The sequence below is a fragment of the Streptomyces sp. NPDC042259 genome, assembly GCF_055582085.1.
Window position 1 is genome coordinate 139570 of sequence record NZ_JBVJDW010000003.1, and the last position, 23176, is coordinate 162745.

General features: G+C 73.1%; 22 protein-coding genes. 14 read left to right on the forward strand and 8 right to left on the reverse strand.

What is annotated here, in order from left to right:
* Positions 1–231: 231 nt before the first annotated feature.
* Both ACZ6MA_RS09705 and ACZ6MA_RS09710 read right to left on the reverse strand, forming a co-directional pair.
* Positions 232–1587 carry an amino acid permease gene (locus ACZ6MA_RS09705; RefSeq protein WP_469432474.1) on the reverse strand — a complete coding sequence of 452 codons (1356 nt, stop codon included), beginning with the start codon at positions 1585–1587 and terminating at the stop codon, positions 232–234.
* An 84-nt stretch (positions 1588–1671) separates the two neighbouring features.
* Complete coding sequence (locus ACZ6MA_RS09710) at positions 1672–3735, reverse strand: phage holin family protein (protein ID WP_469432475.1); 2064 nt, start codon at positions 3733–3735, stop codon at positions 1672–1674.
* A gap of 216 nt (positions 3736–3951) precedes the next feature.
* On the opposite strand from ACZ6MA_RS09710, the gene ACZ6MA_RS09715 reads away from it, so the two are divergent.
* From ACZ6MA_RS09715 to ACZ6MA_RS09725, 3 genes are all read left to right on the forward strand, one after another.
* Positions 3952–4476 (forward strand): GNAT family N-acetyltransferase, encoded by a 525-nt coding sequence (locus tag ACZ6MA_RS09715; protein ID WP_469432477.1) that lies wholly within the window; start codon positions 3952–3954, stop codon positions 4474–4476.
* Between the two features lie 130 nt (positions 4477–4606).
* Positions 4607–5389 carry an MBL fold metallo-hydrolase gene (locus ACZ6MA_RS09720; protein ID WP_469432479.1) on the forward strand — a complete coding sequence of 261 codons (783 nt, stop codon included), beginning with the start codon at positions 4607–4609 and terminating at the stop codon, positions 5387–5389.
* Entirely contained in the window at positions 5386–6009 is a 624-nt protein-coding gene (locus ACZ6MA_RS09725; protein WP_469432480.1) for a DedA family protein, read from the forward strand. The genes ACZ6MA_RS09720 and ACZ6MA_RS09725 overlap by 4 nt, the downstream gene beginning before the upstream one ends.
* A gap of 238 nt (positions 6010–6247) precedes the next feature.
* Here ACZ6MA_RS09725 and ACZ6MA_RS09730 read toward each other — a convergent pair whose 3' ends face one another.
* Positions 6248–7456: an aminotransferase class I/II-fold pyridoxal phosphate-dependent enzyme gene (locus ACZ6MA_RS09730; RefSeq protein WP_469433123.1), complete on the reverse strand. Its 1209-nt coding sequence runs from the start codon at positions 7454–7456 to the stop codon at positions 6248–6250.
* 539 nt (positions 7457–7995) lie between these two features.
* On the opposite strand from ACZ6MA_RS09730, the gene ACZ6MA_RS09735 reads away from it, so the two are divergent.
* The 6 genes from ACZ6MA_RS09735 to ACZ6MA_RS09760 all read left to right on the forward strand — a co-directional run bounded on the left by ACZ6MA_RS09735 (position 7996) and on the right by ACZ6MA_RS09760 (position 13453).
* On the forward strand, positions 7996–9489 hold the full coding sequence (locus ACZ6MA_RS09735; protein ID WP_469432482.1) for a phosphatase PAP2 family protein: 1494 nt from the start codon (positions 7996–7998) through the stop codon (positions 9487–9489).
* A gap of 91 nt (positions 9490–9580) precedes the next feature.
* Positions 9581–10390 (forward strand): class I SAM-dependent methyltransferase, encoded by an 810-nt coding sequence (locus ACZ6MA_RS09740; RefSeq protein WP_469432484.1) that lies wholly within the window; start codon positions 9581–9583, stop codon positions 10388–10390.
* Positions 10391–10463: 73 nt separating this feature from the next.
* Positions 10464–10814 carry a VOC family protein gene (locus ACZ6MA_RS09745; protein WP_469432486.1) on the forward strand — a complete coding sequence of 117 codons (351 nt, stop codon included), beginning with the start codon at positions 10464–10466 and terminating at the stop codon, positions 10812–10814.
* A 422-nt stretch (positions 10815–11236) separates the two neighbouring features.
* A complete protein-coding gene (locus tag ACZ6MA_RS09750; RefSeq protein ID WP_469432487.1) occupies positions 11237–12388 on the forward strand; it encodes a hypothetical protein in 1152 nt (383 codons plus the stop codon).
* Positions 12389–12521: 133 nt separating this feature from the next.
* On the forward strand, positions 12522–13175 hold the full coding sequence (locus ACZ6MA_RS09755) for an HNH endonuclease family protein (RefSeq protein WP_469432489.1): 654 nt from the start codon (positions 12522–12524) through the stop codon (positions 13173–13175).
* Complete coding sequence (locus ACZ6MA_RS09760) at positions 13175–13453, forward strand: hypothetical protein (RefSeq protein ID WP_469433124.1); 279 nt, start codon at positions 13175–13177, stop codon at positions 13451–13453. Before ACZ6MA_RS09755 ends, ACZ6MA_RS09760 begins: the two co-directional genes overlap by 1 nt.
* A 20-nt stretch (positions 13454–13473) precedes the next feature.
* On the opposite strand, the gene ACZ6MA_RS09765 is transcribed toward ACZ6MA_RS09760, so the two are convergent.
* Together ACZ6MA_RS09765 and ACZ6MA_RS09770 are read right to left on the reverse strand one after the other, a co-directional pair.
* Complete coding sequence (locus ACZ6MA_RS09765) at positions 13474–15492, reverse strand: DUF5107 domain-containing protein (RefSeq protein ID WP_469432490.1); 2019 nt, start codon at positions 15490–15492, stop codon at positions 13474–13476.
* Between the two features lie 324 nt (positions 15493–15816).
* Complete coding sequence (locus ACZ6MA_RS09770) at positions 15817–17235, reverse strand: CoA transferase (RefSeq protein ID WP_469432491.1); 1419 nt, start codon at positions 17233–17235, stop codon at positions 15817–15819.
* 308 nt (positions 17236–17543) lie between these two features.
* On the opposite strand from ACZ6MA_RS09770, the gene ACZ6MA_RS09775 reads away from it, so the two are divergent.
* On the forward strand, positions 17544–18323 hold the full coding sequence (locus tag ACZ6MA_RS09775; protein ID WP_469432493.1) for an alpha/beta fold hydrolase: 780 nt from the start codon (positions 17544–17546) through the stop codon (positions 18321–18323).
* Positions 18324–18365: 42 nt separating this feature from the next.
* Here ACZ6MA_RS09775 and ACZ6MA_RS09780 read toward each other — a convergent pair whose 3' ends face one another.
* Complete coding sequence (locus tag ACZ6MA_RS09780; protein WP_469432494.1) at positions 18366–19745, reverse strand: FAD-binding oxidoreductase; 1380 nt, start codon at positions 19743–19745, stop codon at positions 18366–18368.
* Positions 19746–19912: 167 nt separating this feature from the next.
* Here ACZ6MA_RS09780 and ACZ6MA_RS09785 point away from each other — a divergent pair, with 167 nt between their 5' ends.
* Positions 19913–20479 (forward strand): nucleoside deaminase, encoded by a 567-nt coding sequence (locus tag ACZ6MA_RS09785; protein ID WP_469433125.1) that lies wholly within the window; start codon positions 19913–19915, stop codon positions 20477–20479.
* 18 nt (positions 20480–20497) lie between these two features.
* On the opposite strand, the gene ACZ6MA_RS09790 is transcribed toward ACZ6MA_RS09785, so the two are convergent.
* The gene (locus tag ACZ6MA_RS09790; RefSeq protein WP_469432496.1) at positions 20498–20698 is read right to left on the reverse strand and encodes a DUF397 domain-containing protein; all 201 of its coding nucleotides are present in this window, start codon (positions 20696–20698) and stop codon (positions 20498–20500) included.
* On the reverse strand, positions 20695–21516 hold the full coding sequence (locus tag ACZ6MA_RS09795) for a helix-turn-helix domain-containing protein (protein ID WP_469432497.1): 822 nt from the start codon (positions 21514–21516) through the stop codon (positions 20695–20697). Before ACZ6MA_RS09795 ends, ACZ6MA_RS09790 begins: the two co-directional genes overlap by 4 nt.
* Positions 21517–21661: 145 nt before the next feature.
* On the opposite strand from ACZ6MA_RS09795, the gene ACZ6MA_RS09800 reads away from it, so the two are divergent.
* From ACZ6MA_RS09800 to ACZ6MA_RS09810, 3 genes are all read left to right on the forward strand, one after another.
* Positions 21662–22000 (forward strand): hypothetical protein, encoded by a 339-nt coding sequence (locus ACZ6MA_RS09800; protein ID WP_469432498.1) that lies wholly within the window; start codon positions 21662–21664, stop codon positions 21998–22000.
* Positions 21997–22242 carry a DUF6255 family natural product biosynthesis protein gene (locus tag ACZ6MA_RS09805; protein ID WP_469432499.1) on the forward strand — a complete coding sequence of 82 codons (246 nt, stop codon included), beginning with the start codon at positions 21997–21999 and terminating at the stop codon, positions 22240–22242. The genes ACZ6MA_RS09800 and ACZ6MA_RS09805 overlap by 4 nt, the downstream gene beginning before the upstream one ends.
* Positions 22243–22379: 137 nt before the next feature.
* Positions 22380–23117 (forward strand): nucleotidyltransferase family protein, encoded by a 738-nt coding sequence (locus tag ACZ6MA_RS09810; protein WP_469432501.1) that lies wholly within the window; start codon positions 22380–22382, stop codon positions 23115–23117.
* The last annotated feature ends 59 nt before the right edge of the window (positions 23118–23176 follow it).

Below are 23176 nucleotides of genomic sequence, written 5' to 3' on the forward strand. Positions count from 1 at the left end.
CGCCTGCGGCGGCGAGCGCCCTGCGGGCGCGTCCTCAAACGCCGGACGGGCTGGTTTTGGCTGCCTCAGCCGAAACCAGCCCGGACGGGCTGATGGGGATGGCCCGGCAAAACAAGCCCATCCGGGCGGACTCGAAGTGGCTGGGCCCAGCAAAACGAGCCCGTCCGGCGATTGAGGACAACCGCCGCGCAGCGGTGGTGCGCCCGGCACCGGCCCGCAGCGGACCGCCCCCTACCGCCCAGCGGCAGCGGCCGGCACCTCAGGCGCGTCACCCGCAGCGCGGCGGCCCACCATCCACACGTAGACGAGGATCCCCGCGAAGAGGAAGAGCACGCCCTGGTACACCGCCGCGTACCCCGCACCCGCGACCAGCCAGAAGGAGAAGGCGAAGGCGCCGAGCGCGAGCGTCATGTCACGGGTGAAGCGGGCCGGGTGGATCTTCTCGCGTCGTCCGGTCAGCAGGAAGTACACCTGCGCCGCGGCGGACAGCAGGTACGGGACCGTCGCCGAGAACGTCGTGATCAGCACGAGGATCTCGAAGACCCCGGCCACCCCCGACGTGTAGTTGATGACGGTCAGCAGCGAGGCGAGGATCGCGGCGGCCAGGACGCCCGCCGTGGGCACCCCGCGCCGCTTCTTGGCGAAGACGGCGGGGAAGAGGCCGTCCTCGGCCGCCGCGTACGGCGCCTGGGCGCTCATCAGCGTCCAGCCGTTGAGCGCGCCGACGATGGAGATCACGGCACAGGCCGCGATCACCGTGCCGCCCCACTCGCCGCCGAACATCGCGTTGACCGCGTCGGAGAACGGGGCGGTGGAGCCGACCAGCTTGTCGTGCGGGACGCTGCCGAAGACGGCGAGCGTGCCCAGGAGGTACACCACGGCGGCACCGATGGTGCCGAAGACGCTGGCGCGTCCCACGTTGCGCTCCGGGTCGCGGACCTCGCCCGCGCTCATCGCGGCCGACTCGACGCCGACGTAGCTGTAGAGCAGGATCGCGGCCGAGGCGGTGAGCCCGCCGGTCCAGTTGCCGTCGCCGGCGGTGAAGGAGCCGAGGTTGTCGGGGTCGAAGAAGAACAGCCCGATGACGGCGACGAACAGCAGCGGCACGAACTTCAGCACCGTGGAGATCATTTGGACCGCGCCCACCCAGCGGGTACCGGCGAGGTTCGCCAGGGCGGGCAGCCAGATCATGGCCAGGGCCAGTGCCAGGTCCCCGGCCTTGGAGCCGTCGTCGCCGGTCAGCACGTGGACGTAGCCGACGCCGGCGACCGCCAGCGCGGCGTTGCTGACCCAGGTCATCGTCCAGTACGACCAGGCGGAGAGGAACCCGGCGAAGTCACCGAACGCCTCGCGGGCGTAGACGTACGGGCCGCCGGTGCGCGGGAAGCGTTCGGTGAGCCGTCCGAAGACGAGGGCCAGCGCGATCGCGCCGATCGTCAGGACGCCGAAGGCGAGCAGGCTGACCGTCCCGAAGGGGGCGACCGAGGCGGGGAGCAGGAAGATGCCGCCGCCGATGATGTTCCCCATGACCAGGGCTATGGCGGTGGGAAGGCCGAAACGGCGTGTCTTGCCGTCGGTTTCGTGCATGGGGTGGTGCGCCTCTCGTCCTGCTGGCGAAATCGCCGGTCGTGCGACAACACATGGTTCAACGAGGCGCGACACTCCGCCAAATCACTGAGTTTTGTCAAGCATTCCCGGGTTGCCGACCGCAAAAGGTGCAGGCAAATCGCCCATCGGCAGCGATTCGTCCAGCACCTCTCGGTGGACCGGAATCCGACCCACCGGTATCTGCGGTCCGTCCGCCTCGCGCAGCCAGCGGCGCAGCACCCGGTGCACCCGTTCCGCTCCGACCAGCTCCTCGCCCTCCGCCACGGGCGGGCTCAGCTCCTTCGGCCACAGCAGGAACGGCCGGCTCTGCTCGCCGCCCAGACCGCCGTGCGAGCCGATCTGCTCCTCGAAGGCGTGCACCGCGCCGGTCGCCGGGTCACAGGCGGAATTGATCATGATGTCCGCCGTGTGCGGGAAACCCGCCGTGCGCCGTACGGCCTCCTCCGCGCCGGGACCGAGCGCCCGCAGCGGGCTGTCCCCGGCGCCCTCGCCGGTGTCCAGCCGGTGCTCGGTCCCGCCGGGGCCGAGGACGACGGGCCCGTACTCCTCGGAGCGTACGAGCAGGAAGCCGATCCCCGGGTGATCGGCGAGCGTGCGCAGCAGCCCGGGGTGGCGCTCCTCGATCCGCTCCCGGCTCGCCCGGCCGGGCAGGTCGGGGAAGGAGACCAGGCCGAGATTGCCCGACGCCAGCACGACCGGCTCCCGCCCGGCACGGGGGGCGCGGGCGGTGCGCACCAGCTCCTCCAGGGTCAGGCCGTAGCGGGCGGCGAAGGTCTCGCCGGGGCTCTGGCCGTGGTCGGAGAGCAGCACCAGGCGGTACGGGCGCGGTGCGTGCTCGGTGACCTTGGCGATCAGCGCGAGGGCGCGGTCGAGGCGGCGCAGTACCTGGTGGGTGTCCCGGCCGCGTGGCCCGGAGTGGTGGGCGACCTCGTCGTAGCCGACGAGGTCGGCGTAGACGGCGGTGCGCCCGGAGAGGATGTCGCCGATGACGGCCGCGACGACCACGTCCCGCTCCACGACGGTCGCGAAGGCGCGGACGAAGGGATAGAGGCCGCCGCGGCCGAGCCGGGGGTGCTCGCGGCGGAGTTTGGCGCGGGTGGACTGACCGATCTCCCGGAGGACTTCGGCGACGTAGGAGACGGCGGTGCGGGTGGCGTTGGCGGGGTCGGAGAAGTAGGCGAAGTAGCCGGAGCGGGAGCGGTTGTGTCTGCCGCGGCGGGCGGCGACGGACAGCACGAGGGCGACTTGCTCGGCGCCGCCGCTGAAGAGGTTGCCGCGGCTGGCGCCGTCGGCGCTCAGCAGCCCGGCGTCCCCGGTGCGGGCCACCGCCCGGCGCTGGAGTTCGGCCGCGCCCGCGGGCCGCCCGCTGACCAGCACCTCGCCGGTCTCCTTCTCGTACCAGCGGAAGGCGGGCACGTCCTCGTTGGTGCCGTGCAGGATGCCGAGCTGGCTGGCACCGGTCTGGCTGGACCAGTCGGTGCGCCACGGGGTGAGCCGGTGGCTGTCGGCGGCCCACCCGGCGACGGTCTCCATCAGCGGCGGCCCGCTCCGGCCGCCCCTGCCGGTGCGCGGGCGCAAGGCCTCGCGCAGCACGTCGTGGCCGACGCCGTCGAGCTGGAGGAACACCGTGCCGGGAGTGGTCGGGCCGTCCGCCGCGCCCCGGCGGCGTCTTTTGCGGTCGGCGAGGCGGGTGAGCCGCCGCCGGTAGGCGCCGTCGTCGCGGACGGCGAGAAAGGTGCTGGTCGCGGAGGAGGCCGCGGACATCGCGGCGGCGACCACGACGGCGGTCTCCGGCTCGGCCGCGCCGTTGCCGACGGGCACCAGGCGCAGGGCTATCAGCAGCAGGGAGCCGTTGAGGAAGAACACCAGCAGCCCGAGCACGAAGGCGGGGACGAGCAGCAGGGCCCGCACGAGCACGGGCCACACCAGGGCGCTGAGCAGGCCGAACGCCCCGGCCCCGAGGGCGGCGGCGAGCGCGACGCGGGTGGTGCTCTCACCGTCGGCGGACTGCAGTCGGACGTCGGGCAGGATCAGGGCGAGGAGCAGCAGGGTGAGGGTGCTGACCGCCCATACGGCAACGACCCTGATCAGGGCTCCGCCCACGGTCCGCCATCGGGGCCTGCGCAACGCGTTTCACCTCACGATCACCGCCCGCGCCGCGGGAGGGGGCTCCGACGGGCTCTCCTCCAGCGTGGCACAGCGGTGCTACGGACGGCCGGGCCCCCGGGGCGACCCGATGTGACCCGGGGCGACTGTGTCACCTCTGTCCCTCTCAATCCCCGTACTTCACAGATCATTCCCTTCGCACGTGGCTTCGGAGCCGTCCCTGGGCAGGATGGCGGCATGACCACCCTTCGCACTCCCCGACTGACGCTGCGCCGCTGGCGCGCGGACGACCTGGACCCGATGGCCGCCATCAACGCCGACCCGGAGGTGATGCGCTGGATCGGGAACGGTTCGGTGCGGGACCGGGCCGAGACGGCCGACGCGATCGCCGCGTGGGAGCGGGAGTGGGAGGAGCTGGGTGTCGGGCTCTTCGCGGTCGAGGTGCGCCAGAGTCGTCAACTGGCCGGTTTCGTGGGGCTGTCGGTGCCGCGCTTCCTGCCGGAGATCCTGCCGGCGGTGGAGTTGGGCTGGCGCCTCGGCCGTGCGTTCTGGGGCAGTGGCCTGGCCACCGAAGCGGCGCGCGCGGCCTTGCACTTCGCGTTGCGCGAACGTGGTCTGGCCCGGGTCGTCAGCGTCCACACCGTCGGCAACGACGCGTCGGAGGGGGTCATGCGCAAGCTCGGCATGCGCCGCGAGCGGAAGACGACGCACCCGGTGTACGGGCGGCCGCTGTGCGTCCACGTCGTCGAGGCACGTTCCTGAGGGCACGAGGTGCGGCAGGCGCGGGATGTGCGGGAGGCGGGCAGGGGGTGGCGGGCGCGGCTGAACTACGCTCGGGACGCATACGCGCGTGGCGCAAGTGACGCGGGAAGCGATACGGGGAGGTGCCCGGATGCCGGTGGAGATCACCTGGTGGGGGCATGCCAGCACAACGGTGGAGGACTCCGGGGTGCGGGTGCTGACCGACCCGCTCTTCGCGCGGCGGCTGGGGCATCTGCGGCGCCGCCGGGGCGCGCCGCCGCCCCCGGCGGCAGCCGTCGCGGACGTCGTGCTCGTCTCGCATCTGCACGCCGACCATCTGCACCTGGGCTCCCTGGCCCGGCTCGCCCCCGGCACTCGCCTGGTGGTGCCCCGGGGCGCACCCATGGCGGTGCCCGGACTGCGGAAGGTGGCCACCGCCCGTGGCCTGCTGCTGAGTGAGGCCGCGCCCGGGGACGAGCTGACCGTGGGGGCACTGCGGGTGCGGGCGGTGCACGCCGAGCACGACGGGCGGCGGCGGCCGTACGGGCCGCGCCGGGTGCCCGCGCTGGGTTATGTGGTGCGCGGTGAGGCCACGACGTACTTCGCCGGTGACACGGGGCTGTTCGCGGCCATGGCCGACGAGGTGGGGCCCGTGGACGTGGCACTGCTGCCGGTCGGTGGCTGGGGGCCGTTCCTCGGCCACGGGCATCTCGACGCCCACCGCGCGGCGCGGGCCCTGGCCCTGCTCGACGCCGCGCACGCGGTGCCGGTGCACTACGGCACGTACTGGCCGATCGGCATGGACGCGGTCCGGCCGCACGAATTCCACGCGCCGGGCGAGGAGTTCGCGCGGTTCGCCGCCCGGCTCGCGCCGAAGGCGGTGGTACACCGGCCGGCCCACGGCGAGTCGGTGCGGCCGACGGAGACGGTGTGATCGGGTCGCTGGCCGAGACGGTGACGCGGGTCGTGCCGCCGGAGTCCACCCAGCAGGCGGTCGGCTATCCCTCGCTGTTTCTGCTGGTGGTGCTGGGTTCGCTGGTTCCGGTGGTACCGACGGGTGCGGTGGTGAGTTCGGCGGCGGTGGTGGCGTTCCACCAGAGTTCGCCGTTCTCCCTGCTGTGGGTCTTTTTGGTCGCCGCCGGGGCGGCGTTCCTCGGCGACCTGGCGCTGTACGGGCTCGGTCTGCGCGGGGTCGCCTCACGGAGTGGCTCGCGCTGGCTGGCCCGGCTGCGGGAGCGGGCCGCGCCGGAGCGGCTGGCGCGGGCGCGGGCGGGGCTGGACGAGCACGGGGTGACCGTACTCGTCCTGTCCCGGCTGATGCCGGCCGGGCGGATCCCGGTGATGCTGGCCTGTCTGCTCGCCCGCCTGCCCGCCCGCCGCTTCGCCCGGGGCGCGCTCCCGGCCGCGCTGGCGTGGGCGGCGACGTACCAGGTCATCGGCGTCCTGGGCGGCTCGCTCTTCGCCCGCCCCTGGCAGGGCGTGGTCGCCGCCGTCGCCCTGACGGTGGCCGTCGGAGCGGTTCCTGCGGTGTGGCGGCGGGTGCGTGGCGGCTGACCGCCCCTGCGGTTCCCCGACTGCGGGCCGGTTTTGCCGCCGCTCGCCTGGCCGGCGGTTCTTCGGCTGCGGGCCGGCTTTGCCGCCTGCGGCGGCGAGCGCCCTGCGGGCGCGTCCTCAATCGCCGGACGGGCTTGATTCAAGCCCGCTGGGGGCACCTCCCAGCGGTAGCTGGGGGAGATTGAGGACACCGCCGCGCAGCAGTGGTGCACCCGCCACGGCCCGCGGTGGGTCACGGTCAGCACCCGGCGATTCCGCGGAAGACCGAGCCCAGTTCGCTCAACGCCGCCCGTACATCGGGGACTTCCAGCGGATCATGGGCGTCGAGGGCGCGCTGGCGCTGTTCGTCGGCGTGGCCCAGCAGTGTGGGGGTGGACAGCCGGACCCGGAGCGTGTCGGGGCTGTCGCCGAAGCGGTGGCCGCCGGGGACGGGGCGGCCGAGCCGCGCGCTGAGGTGGGCTTCCAAGTCGACGGAGTCGGTGATGCCACGGGCGGCGAGGGGCGCGCGCAGCTCGCCCAGGTCGGCGTAGAGGTAGGGGCCGGTCTGCGGGGGCCGGCAGAGCACCCCGGCGGCGGTCAGCCGCTCCCGGGCGGCGGCGGCGAGCGAGCCGTAGAGGTGGCACAGGGCGGCGGACCGGGAGCGCACGGGCTGGGGCTCCCCCAGCGCGTAGGCCGCGGCGGCGGCGATGGGGGGCGGCAGTTCGGCCCGTACGGCGGTGAGGGCGGAGACGACCCTGCCCCGCAGGACGGGCCCGCGCCCCGCCGGGGGGAAGCGGGCCACTGCGGCGGGCCAGGCGGTGGGGGTGAGGGAGCCCGCGAGGTCGGTGAGGACGACGACGTGTCCGGGGATCATCTCGGCCGGCCCGACGAAGACGGTGCCGTGCGGGTCGTGCCGGGTGTCGCGCCACGTCTCGTCGCTGATGACGGTCAGCTCCTCGGCGACGGCGGCCTCGCACACCTCGTGCAGGATCTCGGGCGGGGCGACGGTGCCGGTGGGGTCGTCGGCGACGGACAGCAGCAGCACCCGGGGCCGGCCGCCCTCGGCGCGGATCCGCCGCACGGTCTCCAGCAGTGCGAACGGATCGGGGACACCGCCGCTCTCGGCCGTGACGGGCACGTGGTAGGCGGACCGCCCGGCGAGCCGGGCGAGCGGCCCGTACGCGGCGGCGCACGGCCGGGTCAGCAGGACGTCCCCGCCCGCCGCCGCGAACAGCGCGAGCAGGAGAGGCTCGGCGCCGGGGGCCGCGATGACGTCACCGGGATCGGTGGGCAGCCCGCGCCGCGTCCAGTACCCCCCGGCGGCGGCCCGCAGCTCACTGCCGCCCCCGACCGCCTCGGGCCCGGTCCGCCCGGCCGCCTCCGCGACCTGCGCGGCCAGCTCCGCCAGAACGGGCAGCCCGCGCTCCGGCGCGGTCAGAGCGGGAAGCGGCGGAAAGCTCGCCTGCATCCGTACCTCCTCCGCGCTCACGCGGACGGTGATCGCCCTCGCCCCACCTTGGCAGATCCCCCGCCCCCCGGCGGTCCGGCACGGTCAGCCGGGTGACACCGGGTCCGCTGCGCGGTGCTTTGACGGTTACCGAGCGCGGCACCGTATCCGCTGCGCGGGGCTGTGGCCGCCGGCGCGGGGCCCAGCGGCTGTGCGCCGCCCGTCAGCCGCTCAGGGCCGTGGCAAGCCGCTACCGGCTCCCGGCGGACGGGGCCGCGAAGGCGTAAGGATGATGCCCCGCCGTCGGCAGACGTCCCGGCCACAGCGGGCCTGTCTTTCCCTACCCACCCACGGAAGGTGGCGGGTCGGAGCGGGCCCCTTGCGGGGCGTAAAGCGAAGCAGCCCCGCAAGGGGCCCGCGGAGGCCCGGCACCGCACCTGAACAGCCCCGCGCAGCGGGCACGCCCCGCGCAGCGGCAACGAAGCCGCACCCGGCAACCGTCAATGCCCCCGCGCAGCGGAACCGGTATCGGAACGCGACGACCGGGTACACGTTTGCGCATGCGACGTGTGTTGAGTACGTGGGACCGGTCGGTGTTCAGGATGATCGCGGTGCGGCATTGGCCTGGGGGTGACCGGGTGTTGCCCAAGTTGTCGCGCAGCGCCGATCACGGGGCGTTGTGGCTCGGGCTGGCGGCCGGGGCCGCGGTCGTGGGTGGGCGGCCCGTGCGGCGGGCGGCGCTGCGCGGGGTGGCGTCGCTGGCCGTGGCGTCCGCGACGGTCAATACCGTCGCCAAGGCGTCCGTGCGCCGGCACCGGCCGCTGCTGGACGCCGTGCCGGTCATACGGCAGCTGGCCCGCCAGCCGTTCACGAGTTCCTTCCCCTCCGGGCACTCCGCCTCCGCCGTGGCCTTCGCGACCGGTGTCGCGCTGGAGAAGCCCGCGTGGGGCCTGGCCCTCGCGCCGATCGCGGCCTCGGTGTGCTTCTCCCGCGTCTACACGGGCGTGCACTACCCCGGTGACGTCCTGGCGGGCGCGCTGCTGGGCGCGGGCGCGGCGTTCGCGGTGCGCGGGCTCGTGCCCACGCGGTCGCAGCTCGCGCCGCCGGCCCGGCCGCGGGCGAGCGCCCCGGCGCTGCCCGGCGGCGAGGGTCTCGTCGTGGTAGCGAACGCGGGCTCCGGGCAGCGGGCGGCGGTCCGGGCGGACGTGGCGGAGCAGGTGCGCGCCGTGCTCCCGCTCGCGGAGGTCGTCGAGTGCGGGACGAACGGCGACGGCGAGCCGTTGGACGAGGCGCTGCGGTCGGCGGCCGGCCGGGCGGCCGAACTCGGCGGGGCGCTGGGTGTCTTCGGTGGTGACGGCACGGTCAACGCGGCGGCGGACGTCGCCCGTCGCTACGGGCTGCCGCTGGCGGTACTGCCGGGCGGTACGTACAACCACTTCGCGTACGACCTGGGCATCGAGTCCGTGGCCGACGCCTGCCGGGCCGTGGAGACCGGGGAGGCGGTGGCGGTCGACCTGGTGCGGTTCAGGCCGTCGGACGACAACGCGGACGCGGACACCTCCAAGTACTTCCTCAACACCTTCAGCATCGGCGCGTATCCGGAGCTGGTGCGGGTCCGTGAGCGGTGGGCGCCCAGGATCGGGGCCTGGCCTGCCGGGGTGCTGGCGGCGGTGCACGTGCTGAACTCGGCGAAGCCGGTGCGTTTGTGGGTCGACGGCCGGGAGCGGCAGCTGTGGATGCTCTTCGTCGGCAACTGCACCTACCGGGGTGTGGGTCTGGCGCCCGTGCGGCGCCACGACCTCGCCGACGGGGTCCTCGACGTCCGTATGGTCTACGGCGGCCGGCTGGCCCGCACCCGGCTGCTCGCGGCCGCGTTGACGGGCGCGCTCAAGCACTCGCCGGTGCTCGGCACGGGCCGGGCCCGGCAACTGCGCATCAGCGGCATCCTGCCCGGTACGCATCTGGCGTACGACGGTGAGATCGCCGAGGCACCGCACGCGCTGACCATGGCGAAGGAGAACGAGGGGCTGGTCGTCTACCGTCTGCCCGAATGACGGGCAGACCGAATACCGAGACAGCACTCTCGTAATCCGAGACGCTCCTCTACGGTGGCGGGACAGGATCGCGCACACCGAGGGAGTCGCCATGCCGCGTCCAAGGGCCGTCTACACCCACGGACACCACGAGTCCGTGCTGCGTTCGCACAGTTGGCGCACCGCGGAGAACTCCGCCGCCTATCTGCTTCCCGCACTGCGCCCGGACTCGGTGGTCCTGGACATCGGCTGCGGGCCGGGCACCATCACGGCCGATCTGGCCGGACGGGTGCCGCGGGGCGAGGTGACGGGTCTGGACGCGGCGCCGGACGTGCTGGAACGGGCCCGCGCCGTCGCCCGGGAACGCGGCCTGGACAACGTCCGCTTCACGACCGGTGACGTGCACGCGCTGGACTTCGCGGACGGCACCTTCGACGTCGTCCACGCCCATCAGGTGCTCCAGCACGTCGGCGACCCGGTGGCCGCGCTGCGCGAGATGCGCCGGGTCTGCCGCCCCGGCGGGGTCGTCGCCGTGCGCGACGCGGACTACGCGGCCATGGCGTGGTACCCGCGGGTGCCGGGCCTGGACGACTGGCTGGACCTGTACCGGCGCGTCGCCCGCGCGGGCGGCGGCGAACCCGATGCCGGGCGGCTGCTGCTGTCCTGGGCGCGGCGGGCGGGCCTCACCGACGTCACCGCCACCGCGAGTGCCTGGTGCTACGCCGGTGCGGAGCAGCGCGCCTGGTGGAGCGGGTTGTGGGCCGACCGCACGGTGGCGTCCTCGTACGCGCGGCTGGCGGTGGCCGGCGGTCACACGGACGAGGCGGGGCTCGCGGGCATCGCGGCGGCGTGGCGGGAGTGGGGGCGGCACGAGGACGCGTGGTTCGCGGTATTGAACGGGGAACTCCTGTGCCGGGTATGAGGCGGGGGGATGAAGCAGGGGGCGAAGTGGTCACCCTCCCCCGTGATCCCCGCGCGCCAACTAGCCTTGTTCCATGAACATTCTGGGGACTTCGCTACGGGTCTGTGTCGGTGATCTCGACGCGGCGATCGGTGTCTACGAACGGCTGACCGGCGCCGAGGCGCTGCGTTTCCGGCGTGGCGGGGTCGACGTCGCGGCGGTCGGCTGCTTCTTCCTGATGAGCGGTCCGGAGCGGGAGTTGTCGATCCTGCGGAAGATCACGGCCACCATCGCCGTCACGGACGTCGACGAGGCGCACGCCGATCTCCGGAGCGTGGGTGCGGAGATCATCGCGGGGCCGGTGGCGACCCCGATCGGCCGCAATCTCGTGGCCCGCCACCCGGACGGTTCGGTCTTCGAGTACGTCGACCGCAAGTCCGCCTGACCCCCGCCGGGGCCCTCGCGGGGAGGGTGTTTCCTACGGCCGACGGAGCGCGCCGGTCAAATCGTCCGACCAGCAGGCAGGAAAACGTGTCGAACCCGCGTCCCACATGGGGATGTGAGGACGAGCGACGCCCGGCAGACCCGCTCCGGCAGCCCGTCACGTGGCACCCCAAACGCGCTCGCGACATACCGGAAGGATGAATCCGGCCCGATGCGGCAACCGCCGACACAGCCTTGGTGACCCGCGCGTCCTCTTCGGAGTGACAGCGTCCATCGAAAAATGGTCATCACACCAGTCGGGGATCGGCCCGCCACCCGGGCCGGGTTGGGGCGTTACAGGGTCGGTAACCAGCCCACACCCACACCACGGCTCAGGCATGCCGTGGCGACGCCCTCAAGGGCGGCGTGTCGCAAAGGAGTGCAGTGACCGACTACCTTCCGGTGCCGCGTCAGCGGACCGGCCGGGCCCATCTCGCGATCGCGGTGTCGCTGGCCGTGGCGCACCTGGCTCTCGTGCCGCCGAGCGCGCACGCGGCCGACCCGGCCGGCTGTACCCGCGACGGCACCCACATCACCTGCACCAACGGTGTACCCAAGGGGCAGACGGTCACCGGTACCGGCGGGGACGACACCATCGAAGTCACCGGCACCGTGTACGGCACCGTTGACGGCGGCGACGGCAACGACACCATCACCGTCACCGGGCGCGACGGCGCCGACGGTACCCGTGCCCACCATAACGGAGGGGACGGCGAGCCGGCTGTCGGAAACCCCGGGAGCGTGCTGGGTGGCAACGGCAACGACACCATCAGCGTCAGCGGTGGCAACGGCGGCAACGGAGCCCCGGAACGTACGACAGGCGGATACCACCGCCACATCATCAGTGCCGGCCGCGGCGGTCATGGCCGAACAGCCGTTGACGGTGCTCTCATTGACGGAGGCCCCGGCATCAATCTGATCACCTTGCGCGGCGGCGACGGAGGTACCGGTGGACCGGCCACCTACGAGGTCTCGACTCACGCCGGCTCACCGGGCCTGGGAGGCGAGGGGCTGGTAAACGGGAGGGTCACGGTCAGTACCGACCGTCACAGTGCTCTGTTCATCACAGGCGGGAACGGTGGTGACGGCGCATCGGCACCGACACGGCAGCGCGGTACAGCAGGCGCTCAGGGAGGCTACGCGGTCGAAGGGCCCCGTGCCCGTATCGACGGGGGCTCCTCTCCGGAAGGCGTCTCGATCACGCTCACAGGAGGAGACACCGGCCGAGGCATGGTCAGGCGCCGCGTTCTCAACCCGTTCGGCTCAGGTCTGGCGCATGACGGTGACGTCATCGGGAGTCCAGGCGACGACGACATCACGGTACGCCCTGGCGTGACCCGCAACGGGCAAGTACAAGCGGCCGGCGTCCTGACAGGGTTCATCAAGAGCGGCGCCGGCCACGACACCATCACCGTGCACGAAAACGAGTTCGGGACCTTCGACTGCGGTCCGGGTACCAATGACACCTACGCCTTCAGCGGACGACGGGGAATGCCCGACCGCCGAACCTGTGAGCACATCAACCGCATTCCATAAGAGCGTCCCCGCGCCCGGATGACGGGAGTATGCCCGCGTCGGGCCCGGGTGCGGGTGGTGGGCGGCCTCATCGACACGCGACCGACCGGGTGAGGTACCCCACCCCATCAGCACCGTCCGGTACTCCTGACGCATGTTCACCATGCCTGCGCGGCGCCCGGTCGCCGTCCTCGCCCTCGCGCTGGCCGTCGCCCTCGATTCCGTCGCGGTCTCCCCGGCCGCCGCCGCGCCTCCCGGCATGCCCGAGCCGCCGCCGCTGGCCATCGTCCGCGTCGAGCTCGCCCACCTGACCGTCGAGGCGTCGCACTCGATGGGCGGCTACGCGCGGGCGAGGTTCCCGCACTGGGCCCAGCGGGGCGACCGGTGCGACACCCGGGAGGTCGTGCTGCGGCGGGACGGTGAGGGGGTCACGCGGGACCACGAGTGCCGGGCCGTCTCGGGCACCTGGAAGAGCCTTTACGACGACAAGACGTTGACGTCGGCGTCCCAGGTGGACATCGACCATGTGGTGCCGCTGGCGAACGCCTGGCGTTCCGGAGCCGATCACTGGACGACGGCCCGGCGCAAGGAGTTCGCCAACGATCTGGAGCACGCCCAGCTGATCGCCGTGTCCGCGGCCTCCAACCGGAGCAAGGGCGACCAGTCACCCGACCAGTGGGCCCCGCCGAGCCGCGCCTACTGGTGCACCTACGCCCGCGCGTGGACGGACGTCAAGCACCGGTACCGGCTGTCGGTGACCCGGCCGGAGAAGGACAGGCTGAAGTCGATGCTGGACACGTGCGCCTGATGGGCGAGGAGAACCCGCGTTACGCGGACGAGGTCACCGCCGGGCCCGGCGGGGCGATGACCGACGAGGTGGGTGTCGTCACCGGCGACCTCACCGTCGCCACCACCCGGCTGCCCGACGGCCGGGCGACGGTGCGGGTCCAGTACACCGGCGCGGAGGAGTGGTACACCCTCACCGGCGGCCCGGTCGCGGTACCGCCGGGCGGGCTGGCGGCCCTGCACGGCGCGGTCGTGGCGGCCGTGCGCGAGGGCGGCGAGGCGGTCGTGCCAGGCGGATGAGGGGCCCCGGCCGGGGGGCATCACGTCGGCGGGCGCATCCGGTACTCGTACCGCTCCGGCAGCGGGTGCCGGGCGCGGGCCGTGGCCCGTACGGCGTCGGTGACGGGTCCGCCTCCCGCGACGAGGTGTTCGGCGATGGCGTACCAGGTGTCGCTCAGCGTTTCGTCACCCTCGCGCAGGTCGGCCACCTCGAAGCCGTCGTCGAAGAGCGCCCGCGCGGCGGGGGCATCGCCCTGGGCGAGCAGGATCCGGGCCTTGAGCAGTGTGAAACGACCGCGCTCGCGGACGTGGGGGCGGAGCGTCGCCAGTACGTCGGCGGCGTCGTCGGCGCGGTCGGCGGCGAGCAGCGCGGTGATCGCCTCACGGCCGAGCGCGGCCACCGCGGCGGCCCCCTCGGTGCCTGCGCCGCACCCCGCGGCGGCTCGCCGGAAGGCGTCGAGGTAGCGGTCGGCGGCGCGTTCACGGTGGCCTGACTCCTCGTCGGCGACCGCGAGGCAGCGCAGGGAGGGCCAGTGGCCGTCCGCGACGCGCTCCCAGCTGCGGACCGCCTGCGAGCGGTCGCCCGCGTGCCATTGGGCGACCCCCAGGTGGTAGCAGACGACCGGATCGGGTTCGGCCACCTCCAGGTGGTCACGCCACTGCCGGGACACGAGGGAAGGCCCGGGCGGCCGGGCCGTCGAGGTGTGCGGGAAGCGGCCGGTCCGCAACAGCTCCAGCCATGGCGCCTGTTCCGCGCCGAGCGTCGCCGGGTCGAAGGGCGTGCCGGGCAGCCGGTACCCGCCGCGCTCGGTCTCGAGCGCGCCCCAGCCGGATCCGGTGGCCAGCCGTTCCTTGGGTTCGTGGTCGGCGTACGGCCGCCAGGCGGCGTACGCGGCGTCCACCTCCGCGCGCGGCAGGGCCGCCTCCAGCCGGTCCGCGACCTCGCCGCGCGCGGCGGCCCAGTCCTCGCCGTGGATCCGGCCGGGGTCGGCGGCGAGCGGCCCGTACGCCTCCAGCCAGGCGAACTCCCCGCCCGCCTCCAGCGGTACGTGTTCGAGCTGGGTGCGGGCGAGCCCCGCCTGGATCTCGGCGTAACCGCCGGTGCCGGGCTCGGTGAGCCAGCGCTGCCAGCGGCGGCCGCCCGCGCCCGAGCCCCACAGGAACAGCTTGCGCCCGCGCAGCGGGTCGGTCGAGGTCTGGACGAGCCCGTGGCCGTCGCCGTCCAGCGCGGCGATCCAGCGGCGGGCCCCGTCGGGGACCTCGTAGAAGTAGTCGGCGGGGAACTCGCTGTTCAGGGGGTAGGTGCGGTCGATGCCGTCCCGGTCGGGCACGGGGACGCGGCTCAGCGTGCGCTCGTAGCCGAAGTGCCAGGCCTCGTCGGCCGGGGCGAGGACGCGGGTGCGCGGCGTTTCCGGTACGGCGGTGTTGGACCACCAGTAGACCGGTACCGGGCGGTCGTGGGGGTTGCGGATCCGCACGCCCGCGTAGAGGAAGTCGGAGCCGTCGGGGAGCCACAGATCCACCTGGAAGGGCAGGTCCCGCAGTCTTTCCCACTCCCACAGGCGCAGCATCTCGCCGCCGTCGGGCGCGGGCACCCGGGCGGCGTGCAGCGGGGCGACGGAGAGCGTCGTGTGCCCGGTCGCGCCGATGTTCCACTCGAGGCCGCCGGAGACCCAGGCGCCGTTGAGGGCGAAGTCGGCGGGCTGGAGGACGGGGTTGCGGTAGAGGAGCTGCCGGCCGGTCGGCCGGTGCTCGATGGAGTGCACACGGCCGCCGAGACCGGGCAGGACGGTGACGCGCAGCCGGTCGTTCTCGATGACGACGGCGTCGATGTCGGTGGGCACCCGCTCGCGGGTGTAGCCGTCCCGCAACCGCACGGGCAGGACCGTGCGCAACGGCGCGTGGCCGAGCTGCCGGGCCATGTCGGCGGGGAGTCCGGCGCGCTGCCCGACGTCGACGCGGTGCACCTCGCCACGGAGCCGCAGGGCGGGCAGCGGGTTCTCGGGGCCCGGTGACGCGGCGGGAAGGGACAGGACAGCTCGTCGGATGATCGTGGCCACGCCAACCTCGTTCCCCTCTGGGGTCCGCCGTACGCCCGGCGCGCCCGTGATCTTCACGACCCCAGGCCGTGTCCGGCGGATCTTCGGCTACCGACCGGCTTGCCGCCCGCGGCGGCTGAGCGCCCTGCGGGCGCGTCCTCGATCTCCCGGCCGGCTCAGTCCCATCCGGCCCGCTGGGGGAGACTGAGGACAACCGCCGCGCAGCGGTGGTGCGGACGCCACGGGCGCAGTGCCCGCCCACATGATCCGCCGGACACCCTAGAGCGCCGGATGCCCGGCTGGACAGGCCCTTTCCGGCACGCTCGCGCGTGCGCTCGCCGCGTGTCAGCTCCAGCGGGGCTCGTCCGTCCCCCACCGGCCCGGTGGGCGTGACCAGTCCCGGGGGCCGCCGTCGAAGGTCACCGGCGGCAGCGCGTACCGCAACCGCCCCAGCGGACTGTCCCTCTCCCTCAGCCACTCCCCCGCCTCTCCCGCCTCGTATGCCTCTCCGGCCTCGTCACCGTCCCGGGGCACCGTTCCGCTCGTCAGCCACGCCGCCGTGTGCGCGAGGGCGAGGCGCGCCACGTGCGTGCCGCCGGCGTTGCGCTGCTCGGTGAGCGCGCGCAGGACGGCCGCCGCGAGGAGGTAGCCGGTGCCGTGGTCCAGTGCCTGGGCGGGCAGCGCCCCGGGCCGCCCGTCGGGGCCCGCCTCGGTGACGGCGATCCCGCAGGCGGCTTGCACGAGGCTGTCGAACCCGCGCCGCCCGCCCCACGGCCCGTGCGTGCCCCAGGCGCTCAGCTGGCCGATCACCAGCCCCGGTCTGCGCTCGGCCAGGGCCTCCGGGGAGAGCCCGTACCGGTCCAGTGCCCCCGGCCGGTAGCCGCTCAGGACGACGTCGGCGTCGGCCAGCAGCGCTTCGAACGTGGCCCGGTCGGCCGTGCGGGCGAGGTCGAGCGTCGTCGAGCGTTTCCCGAACCCGGTGTCGGTGTGGGCGTCCTGGCTCTCCGGCAGCCGTGGCGAGTCGACCCGCAGCACGTCCGCGCCGAGCAGCGCGAGGGTACGGCCGGCGACGGGCCCGGCGATGACCCGGGTCAGATCGAGGACCCGCAGTCCGCCGATCCCGCTGAGGGCGCGCACCGGTCCGTCCGCGACGCGTTCGACGCTCGGCAACGGCCGCCGCGCGGCGGCCGCGCCCTGGGGGTGCACCGCCCACTCCCCCGGCGTCCGGACGGCGACGGCGAGGCCGCCCGCCACGCAGATCGTCTCCTCGGCCCGCTCGGAGGGCAGTTCGGCGAGCGCGGCGGCGACGCGCCCCTCGACGTCTATGCCTCGCTCGCTGCCTCGCTCGATGCCCCCGTCGGGGTCCGGCACGTCGAGCGCGGCGAGGAGACGGGCGCGGTGGTGCGGGTAGTTGGCGTGGGTGCGCACCCAGCCGTCGGCGGACCGCCAGAACCGTGACAGCGGGGCGAAGGACGACACGGCGCGGCCGTCCACGCGCAGCCACCGTTCACTGACGAACGCGGTCGCGACGGCACCGTCGTCCACCCTTACGGAAGGCAACCGCCCGCCGCCCGCGCAGACGGTGCGCAGCTCGGCGGCGGCCAGGGCGCAGACGGCGACGGTCGCCCGGGCCAGTTCCCGCACGGGGAGTCCGGCCGCGAGCGTGCCGGCGGGGCCGCCGTAGACGATGCTCGCGGGCAGGGCCGGGTCTCCGCCGAGGGCCGCCCAGGCCTGGTCCGTCGCACCGGTCTCTCGTTTGATCATCCCCTCAGTCTGGCACTGAGTGCCACGCGACGGTAGGGCCCGCCGGTTCCGCCGAGTGCGGTCAGGCACGGCAACGCAGCATCATCAGCGGGGGGGTTGGCGGCGTAGTCGTCGTACAGCTGACCACTCATCGCGCGGGCCCCCCTTCCCTGGCGCTTCCTGGCTCTTCCCGGGCACCGACCCTCCGTACACGGGAAGTCTTCCTCCCGTCGGCCGGGGTGTCGTACTGGCGGAAGCCACGAACATGCCGGGGTCCGCGGCACGTTTCGTACTTCCGTCGCCCCCTGCGATCGGAGCAGACTTGGCCCATGGAACTCATGGTGCCGGTCGAGAACGGCGAGGTCTGGGCGGACGACTCGGGCGGCGACGGGCTGCCGCTGGTCCTGCTGCACCCCGGCATCGGCGATTCCCGCGTCTGGGACGCGGTCGTGCCACGTCTGGCGGAGCACCATCGGGTGATCCGCTACGACGTACGGGGATTCGGCCGTTCCCCGGTGGCGACCGCGACGTACTCCCTGGTCAAGGACTTGGGGGCGGTCCTGGACCATTTCGGGCTGCGGCGGGTGGCCCTGGTCGGCACCAGCATGGGCGGCATCCCGGCGGTGAGCCTCGCCCTGGACGACCCCGGACGGGTCGCCGCGCTCGCCCTGCTCTGCCCGGGCGTCACCGGCTACCCCGGGGAACTCACCACGCCGGAGTTCATGGCCGAGCTGGAGGCGCGGGCCGAGGCGGGCGACACGGACGGCATTCTCGCCCTGGCCCTGCGCACCTGGGCGGCGGCGGGCGTGGGCGACGACGCCGAGGCCGCGGCCACGATCCGGGGATCGATCCCGGCCTGGTTCACCAACCAGCCGTACCAGGTACCGGACCCGCCCGCCTTCGGCAGGCTCGGCGAACTCGACGTGCCGTGCGTGCTGGCGCTGGGCGAACGCGACCAGCCCGAAGTCGTGCGCTGCAACGAGGACATGGCGGCGGCCATCCCCGGCTGCCGCCTGGTCCGGCTGCCGGGATCCGACCACCTGCCGACGCTGCGCGCGCCGGAGGCGGTGGCCGATCTGGTGCTGGAGCTGTGCGACGGGCTTGAGTGAGGACACCGCCGCACAGCGGTGCGTGGTGCGGGAGCGGCCGGCTCACGGCGCCAAGTAGGAGTGGAAGAGGTTGTCCGGATCCCAGGCGGCCTTGAGTTCCTGGAGACGGTCCCAGTCGGCGGGCGCGTAGGCCCGGCGGGCCCGGGACGCGTCGGCCTCCAAGTCCGTTTCGGCGATGTAGCGGCCGCCGAGCCCCGAGGGGTCGGCCGAGGCCATCGCCTCCCGCAGCCAGCGCCGGTTGGCCGCGTCGGCGGTCGGGTCGTCCCAGATCGCGTAACCGACGAGGTAGGAGGAGCCGAGCGGCGAGAAGGCCATGTTCCGCAGCAGGGCGGGCGCTTGGGAGACGGGCCGTACCGCGGCGAGGAAGAGGGACTTGGCGGAGGGCGCGTGCGCCACCGCGTCGGCGATACGGCTCAGTTGCGTCGCGTACGACTCCCGCGACCACAGGGTGTCCGCCGCGTAGCGTTGTTCCGTCGGCCACGCCGAGCCGGCGCCCGCCTGCAGGTCGGCGAACGAGGTCGGCGTGGGTGGCTGCCGGGAGACGGCGCGGTCGGCGAACGGGCAGGCGTCCGCCGGGGCGAGGGCGGCCACCGCCTCCTCGGACGTCGCGGCGAACGCGGTCATGCCGACCTTGACGCGCGGACCCTGCGGGACATGGGCGGTGGCTTCGCCGGAAGCGGAGAGGACGAGGCTCGTCTCGACGTTCGCCGGGAGTTCCCCCACGGTCTCCTCCGCCCAGGCCGCCACACGAGCGATGTCGGCCAGCGGGAAGATGAGAGCGGTGGTCGCGACGGCTCCCGGGAGGCGGTGCGCGCGGAGCCGGAAGCGGGTGACGACGGCGAAGAAACCCGGCCCCGCGCCCCGGGCCGCCCAGAACAGTTCGGGGTTCTCCGTCTCACTGCAGACAACCGTCCGCCCGGCGGCGGTCACGGCTTGGATCTCCCGGACGTTCGCGCAGCCCGGCCCCCACACCCCGGAGTTCCAGCCGAGCCCGCCGCTCAGCAGATATCCGCCCAGCCCGACGGACGGGCAATGGCCCACGGGAAAGGCGAGTTCGTGCGGGGCGAGCGCCGACACCAGCCCCTTGCCGGTGGTGGCGGGCCCGACGGTGGCGGTCGCCGACGCCGGGTCGACGTCGCACTGCCGAAGGCGGGAGAGATCGAGCAGCAGACTCCCGTCCCGGAGCGCGGAACCGGACCAGTTGTGACCACCGGAGCGGATCGAGACCCGCAACCCCTCGGAGCGCGCGTACGCGAGCGCCTCCGGGACGTCCCGCCCGGACACCGCCCGGACGATGACGTCGGGGAAGCGCTCCGGTTTGAGCCCGTTCCACACCGCGTCGGACCTGGCGCCGTCGTAGGCACGGTCGCCCCGCCGGATGAAGGTCCCTTCCATACGTGCCGCGGGCGTCGGTCCGGGCATCACGACCTCCTCGCCCAACCCGCGGTGCGCCGCGCTTTGTGGGAGATCACAACGGTGGCATGCTCGGCCGCGGAGTCACGGCTCGCGCGTGGACTCACCCCGAGCAGACTAGTACATACACCATTTACAGGGCAAACGGGACAGGGAATCGATCGGAGGCTTCCGTGCTGGACCATAAGGAACTCATTACCGAGGCGGTACGCCTTGCCACCGAATCCGTGGAGAACGGCTGGGGCGGCCCCTTCGGCGCGGTGATCACCCGGGACGGGGAAATCATCGCGCGCGGCCAGAACCGGGTCCTGCTCACCGGCGACCCCACGGCCCACGCCGAGGTCGAGGCCATCCGCAAGGCCGCCCAGGTGCTCAACCCCCACGCGCCGTCGATCTCCGGGGAACGCCGGGACGACAGCACGCTGAAACTCGTCCCCCGCCCCGAGGGCTCCCCGGACCCCGAGCCGAAGCGCGCCCGCATGCTCCAGGGCTGCGCCATCTACGTCAGCGGCGCCCCCTGCCCGATGTGCCTCAGCGCCATCTACTGGTCCCGGATCAGCGCGGTGTATTTCAGCCGCAGCCTGGAGGACACGCGCGGCATCGGCTTCGACGACTCCTTCCAGTACGAGGACTTCGAGAAGCCGCTCGAGGACCGGCAGATCGAGATGAAGCAGCTCCACCCGGAGATCGGCGCCCGCGCGTACGAGGCGTGGACGAACAAGGCGGACCGGCACCCGTATTGAGGGCTGGACGCCCTCGTCTCACTCGGCGGCGAGATGAGTGACGAACGCGGTCCAGGCGGGGGCGGGGAAGGTGAGTACGGGGCCTTGGGGGCTCTTGCTGTCCCGGACGGGGACGATGCCGGGTATGTGGTCGGCGACCTCGACGCAACCGCCGCCGTTGTTGCCGCTGTAGCTGGACTTGCGCCATGTCGCATCGGGCACGTGTGCTTGATTGGTCATGAGTAGCGTTCCTTCAGGATTGAGTTGATCAGCGGAACCGTCTCGTCCGGTGGCAGCGCGATTGCCCTGAGCAAATCGTAGGCACGGACGACCGCCGCAACGTCATCTTGCCCTCCCAGCACGTAGTCCCTCGGGAAGGCTTCGACGTGCACGACGTCCGCTCCTTCGCTGAACGACAGGAGCGCGAACGAACCGCTCCAGCCGTGGTAGGGCTTTCCGCCCTCCGGGACGATTTGCACGACATGCGGAGGCGTGTCCGCCAGGTCTCGGAGCCGTTCCAACTGGGCCCTCATGACCCCGACCCCACCGACCGTGCGGCGAAGTACCCCCTCGTCGAGGATCACCCACAGCTTGGGGGGAGTCTCGCGGTCCAGGATGCGCTGACGCTCCATCCGTGCGGTGACCAGGTCGTCGAGGTTGGGCAACCGGCCCGTCTCCATGATGGCCCGGGCATAGTCCTCCGTCTGCACCAGCCCCGGTACGAGCTGGCACTGGAACATCCGGATGTCGGTGGCGACACCTTCCAGCTCCACGTACTGGCGGAACCAGGGCGGGAAGGCGAACCTCAGCACCAACCGCCAGAGCCGAACGAACCTTCCGTTGGCATGCGGGAACACCTGATCACAGGCTTCCGCGAATTCGAGCCTCGGAACGCGTTCGCCACCTTCGACCTTCGCCACCAGCGAGTAGCCGCAGTGGGCCTTCTTGCCCAACTCCTCGCGCGACAGACCCAACCGCTCGCGCTCCAACCGCACCTCGGAACCGAAGTGGGCCAGCGGCGTCACCGGCAGGTCGTCTGTATCCGTCTCGTTCTTCACGCTCACAGGAACCCCCGCGATCGGCTGGACAGTTGCACCTGTCCAAGTGGTCTACCTAGCCACCGTACGAGCGGAGAGCGACGCTATTGGCACGGTCAGTGAAACATCGCTCCGAACGGGCGAACGGAACGCAAGAGGAAGCCCCATGGCCCATACCCCCGAACAACCGCGCGAAGCCTTGACAGTGACGGGCACGCCGTCCACCTACGCACCCGTCACCGGGGACCTCGTCTGGGACACCGCCACCAGGCGCGTAGGCGAGGTCATGGACACCCGGTGGCTGCGCTACCAACTGCGTCCGCCGGGCGGTGGGATCGAGTGGCACGCGGCCGTGGAGAACCTGCTGCCCGTGACGCAGCCGCACTGCATGGAGTGCGACAGGATCAAGGCCGGACACCGGGACGCCACCGCCCTCGGCAACCGGCGGCTCGCCGAGGAGTGGACCACGGCCATGGGCCGTCACCAAAGGACCGCCCACTCATGAGGCTCACTTCCACCATCCGCTGCCCGCACCCCACGTGGACCACCACGAACGGCGCGGCGACCTGCGACAGGTGCGGGCTGCGCCGGTTCCCGGACTACACGGCGCTCGCCCAGGCCGCCAGGGAACGGCCGCTGGGCCGTACCCAGCCGACGTCCTCCGCGAGAGGCGCCGCGCGGCTGACGATTCACCGCACGGCGCCAGGCGTCGCAGCGGCGACGTGCTCGTGCGGGGCCCGGCCCTAGGCCGGGCGGAGGCCGGGTGGAACCGGGGACGGGGAGGCGTCGCCTGAATGGGCAAGCGTGGCAGGGGTATGCCTTCTGGTTCGGTGGTTCATGTCGCATGCTTGGCGGCAGGATTCCCGGTGAGTAGGTGGTGCGGGGTGTCGGGTGTCAGTGCCCGGGAGCGGCTGCCGGTACGTCAGGCCGTGGTGCTGGCCGGGGGCGAGGGGCGGCGGTTGCGCCCCTTGACGCAGTCGCGCCCCAAGGTGATGGTCGAGGTGTGCGGAACGCCGATCCTGCGGCACCAGATCGAATGGTTCGCGCGGTTCGGGGTGGAGCACGTCGCGGTCTCCGCGGGATACCTCGCCCGGATGATCGTCGACTATCTCGACCGCGGGGAACTGCCGCTGCGTACTGAGGCGGTCGTCGAGGACCGGCCGCTGGGACGCGGTGGTGCGCTCAAGCGGGCCGCCGCGGCACTGCCCTATCCCGGCGAGCCCTGGCTGGCCGCGTACGGCGACATCTGGACCGGGTTCTCCCTGGCCGACATGGCCGCGTTCCACCGACGGCACGGGGCGTGGGCGACCATGGCCATGGCCGGGCCGGGGCTGCGCGGCAGGGGCGTGGAATGCGCCGACGACGGCCGGGTGACGCGGCTCCTGGCGGATTCGACGCCGCGCTCGTGGGTGAACGCCGGCGTGTACCTATTCGCTCCGGGCGTGGCCGGCCTGCTCCCGGAGCGGGGGGACCACGCGGACGGCACGCTTCCCGCCTTGGTCGATCGCGGACAGCTCATGGGGTGGCGGACGGACTCCTTGTGGCGTGCCGTCAACACTCCACAGGACCTGGCAGGCCTCGAAGCAGAACTCGCCGTGCGAAACCACGCCACGACGCCGTGACCTCTCTTGGCGACTTCGGGCTCCGCTACGTTGCAGTAGAAGAATCTACCGAGGGGGGT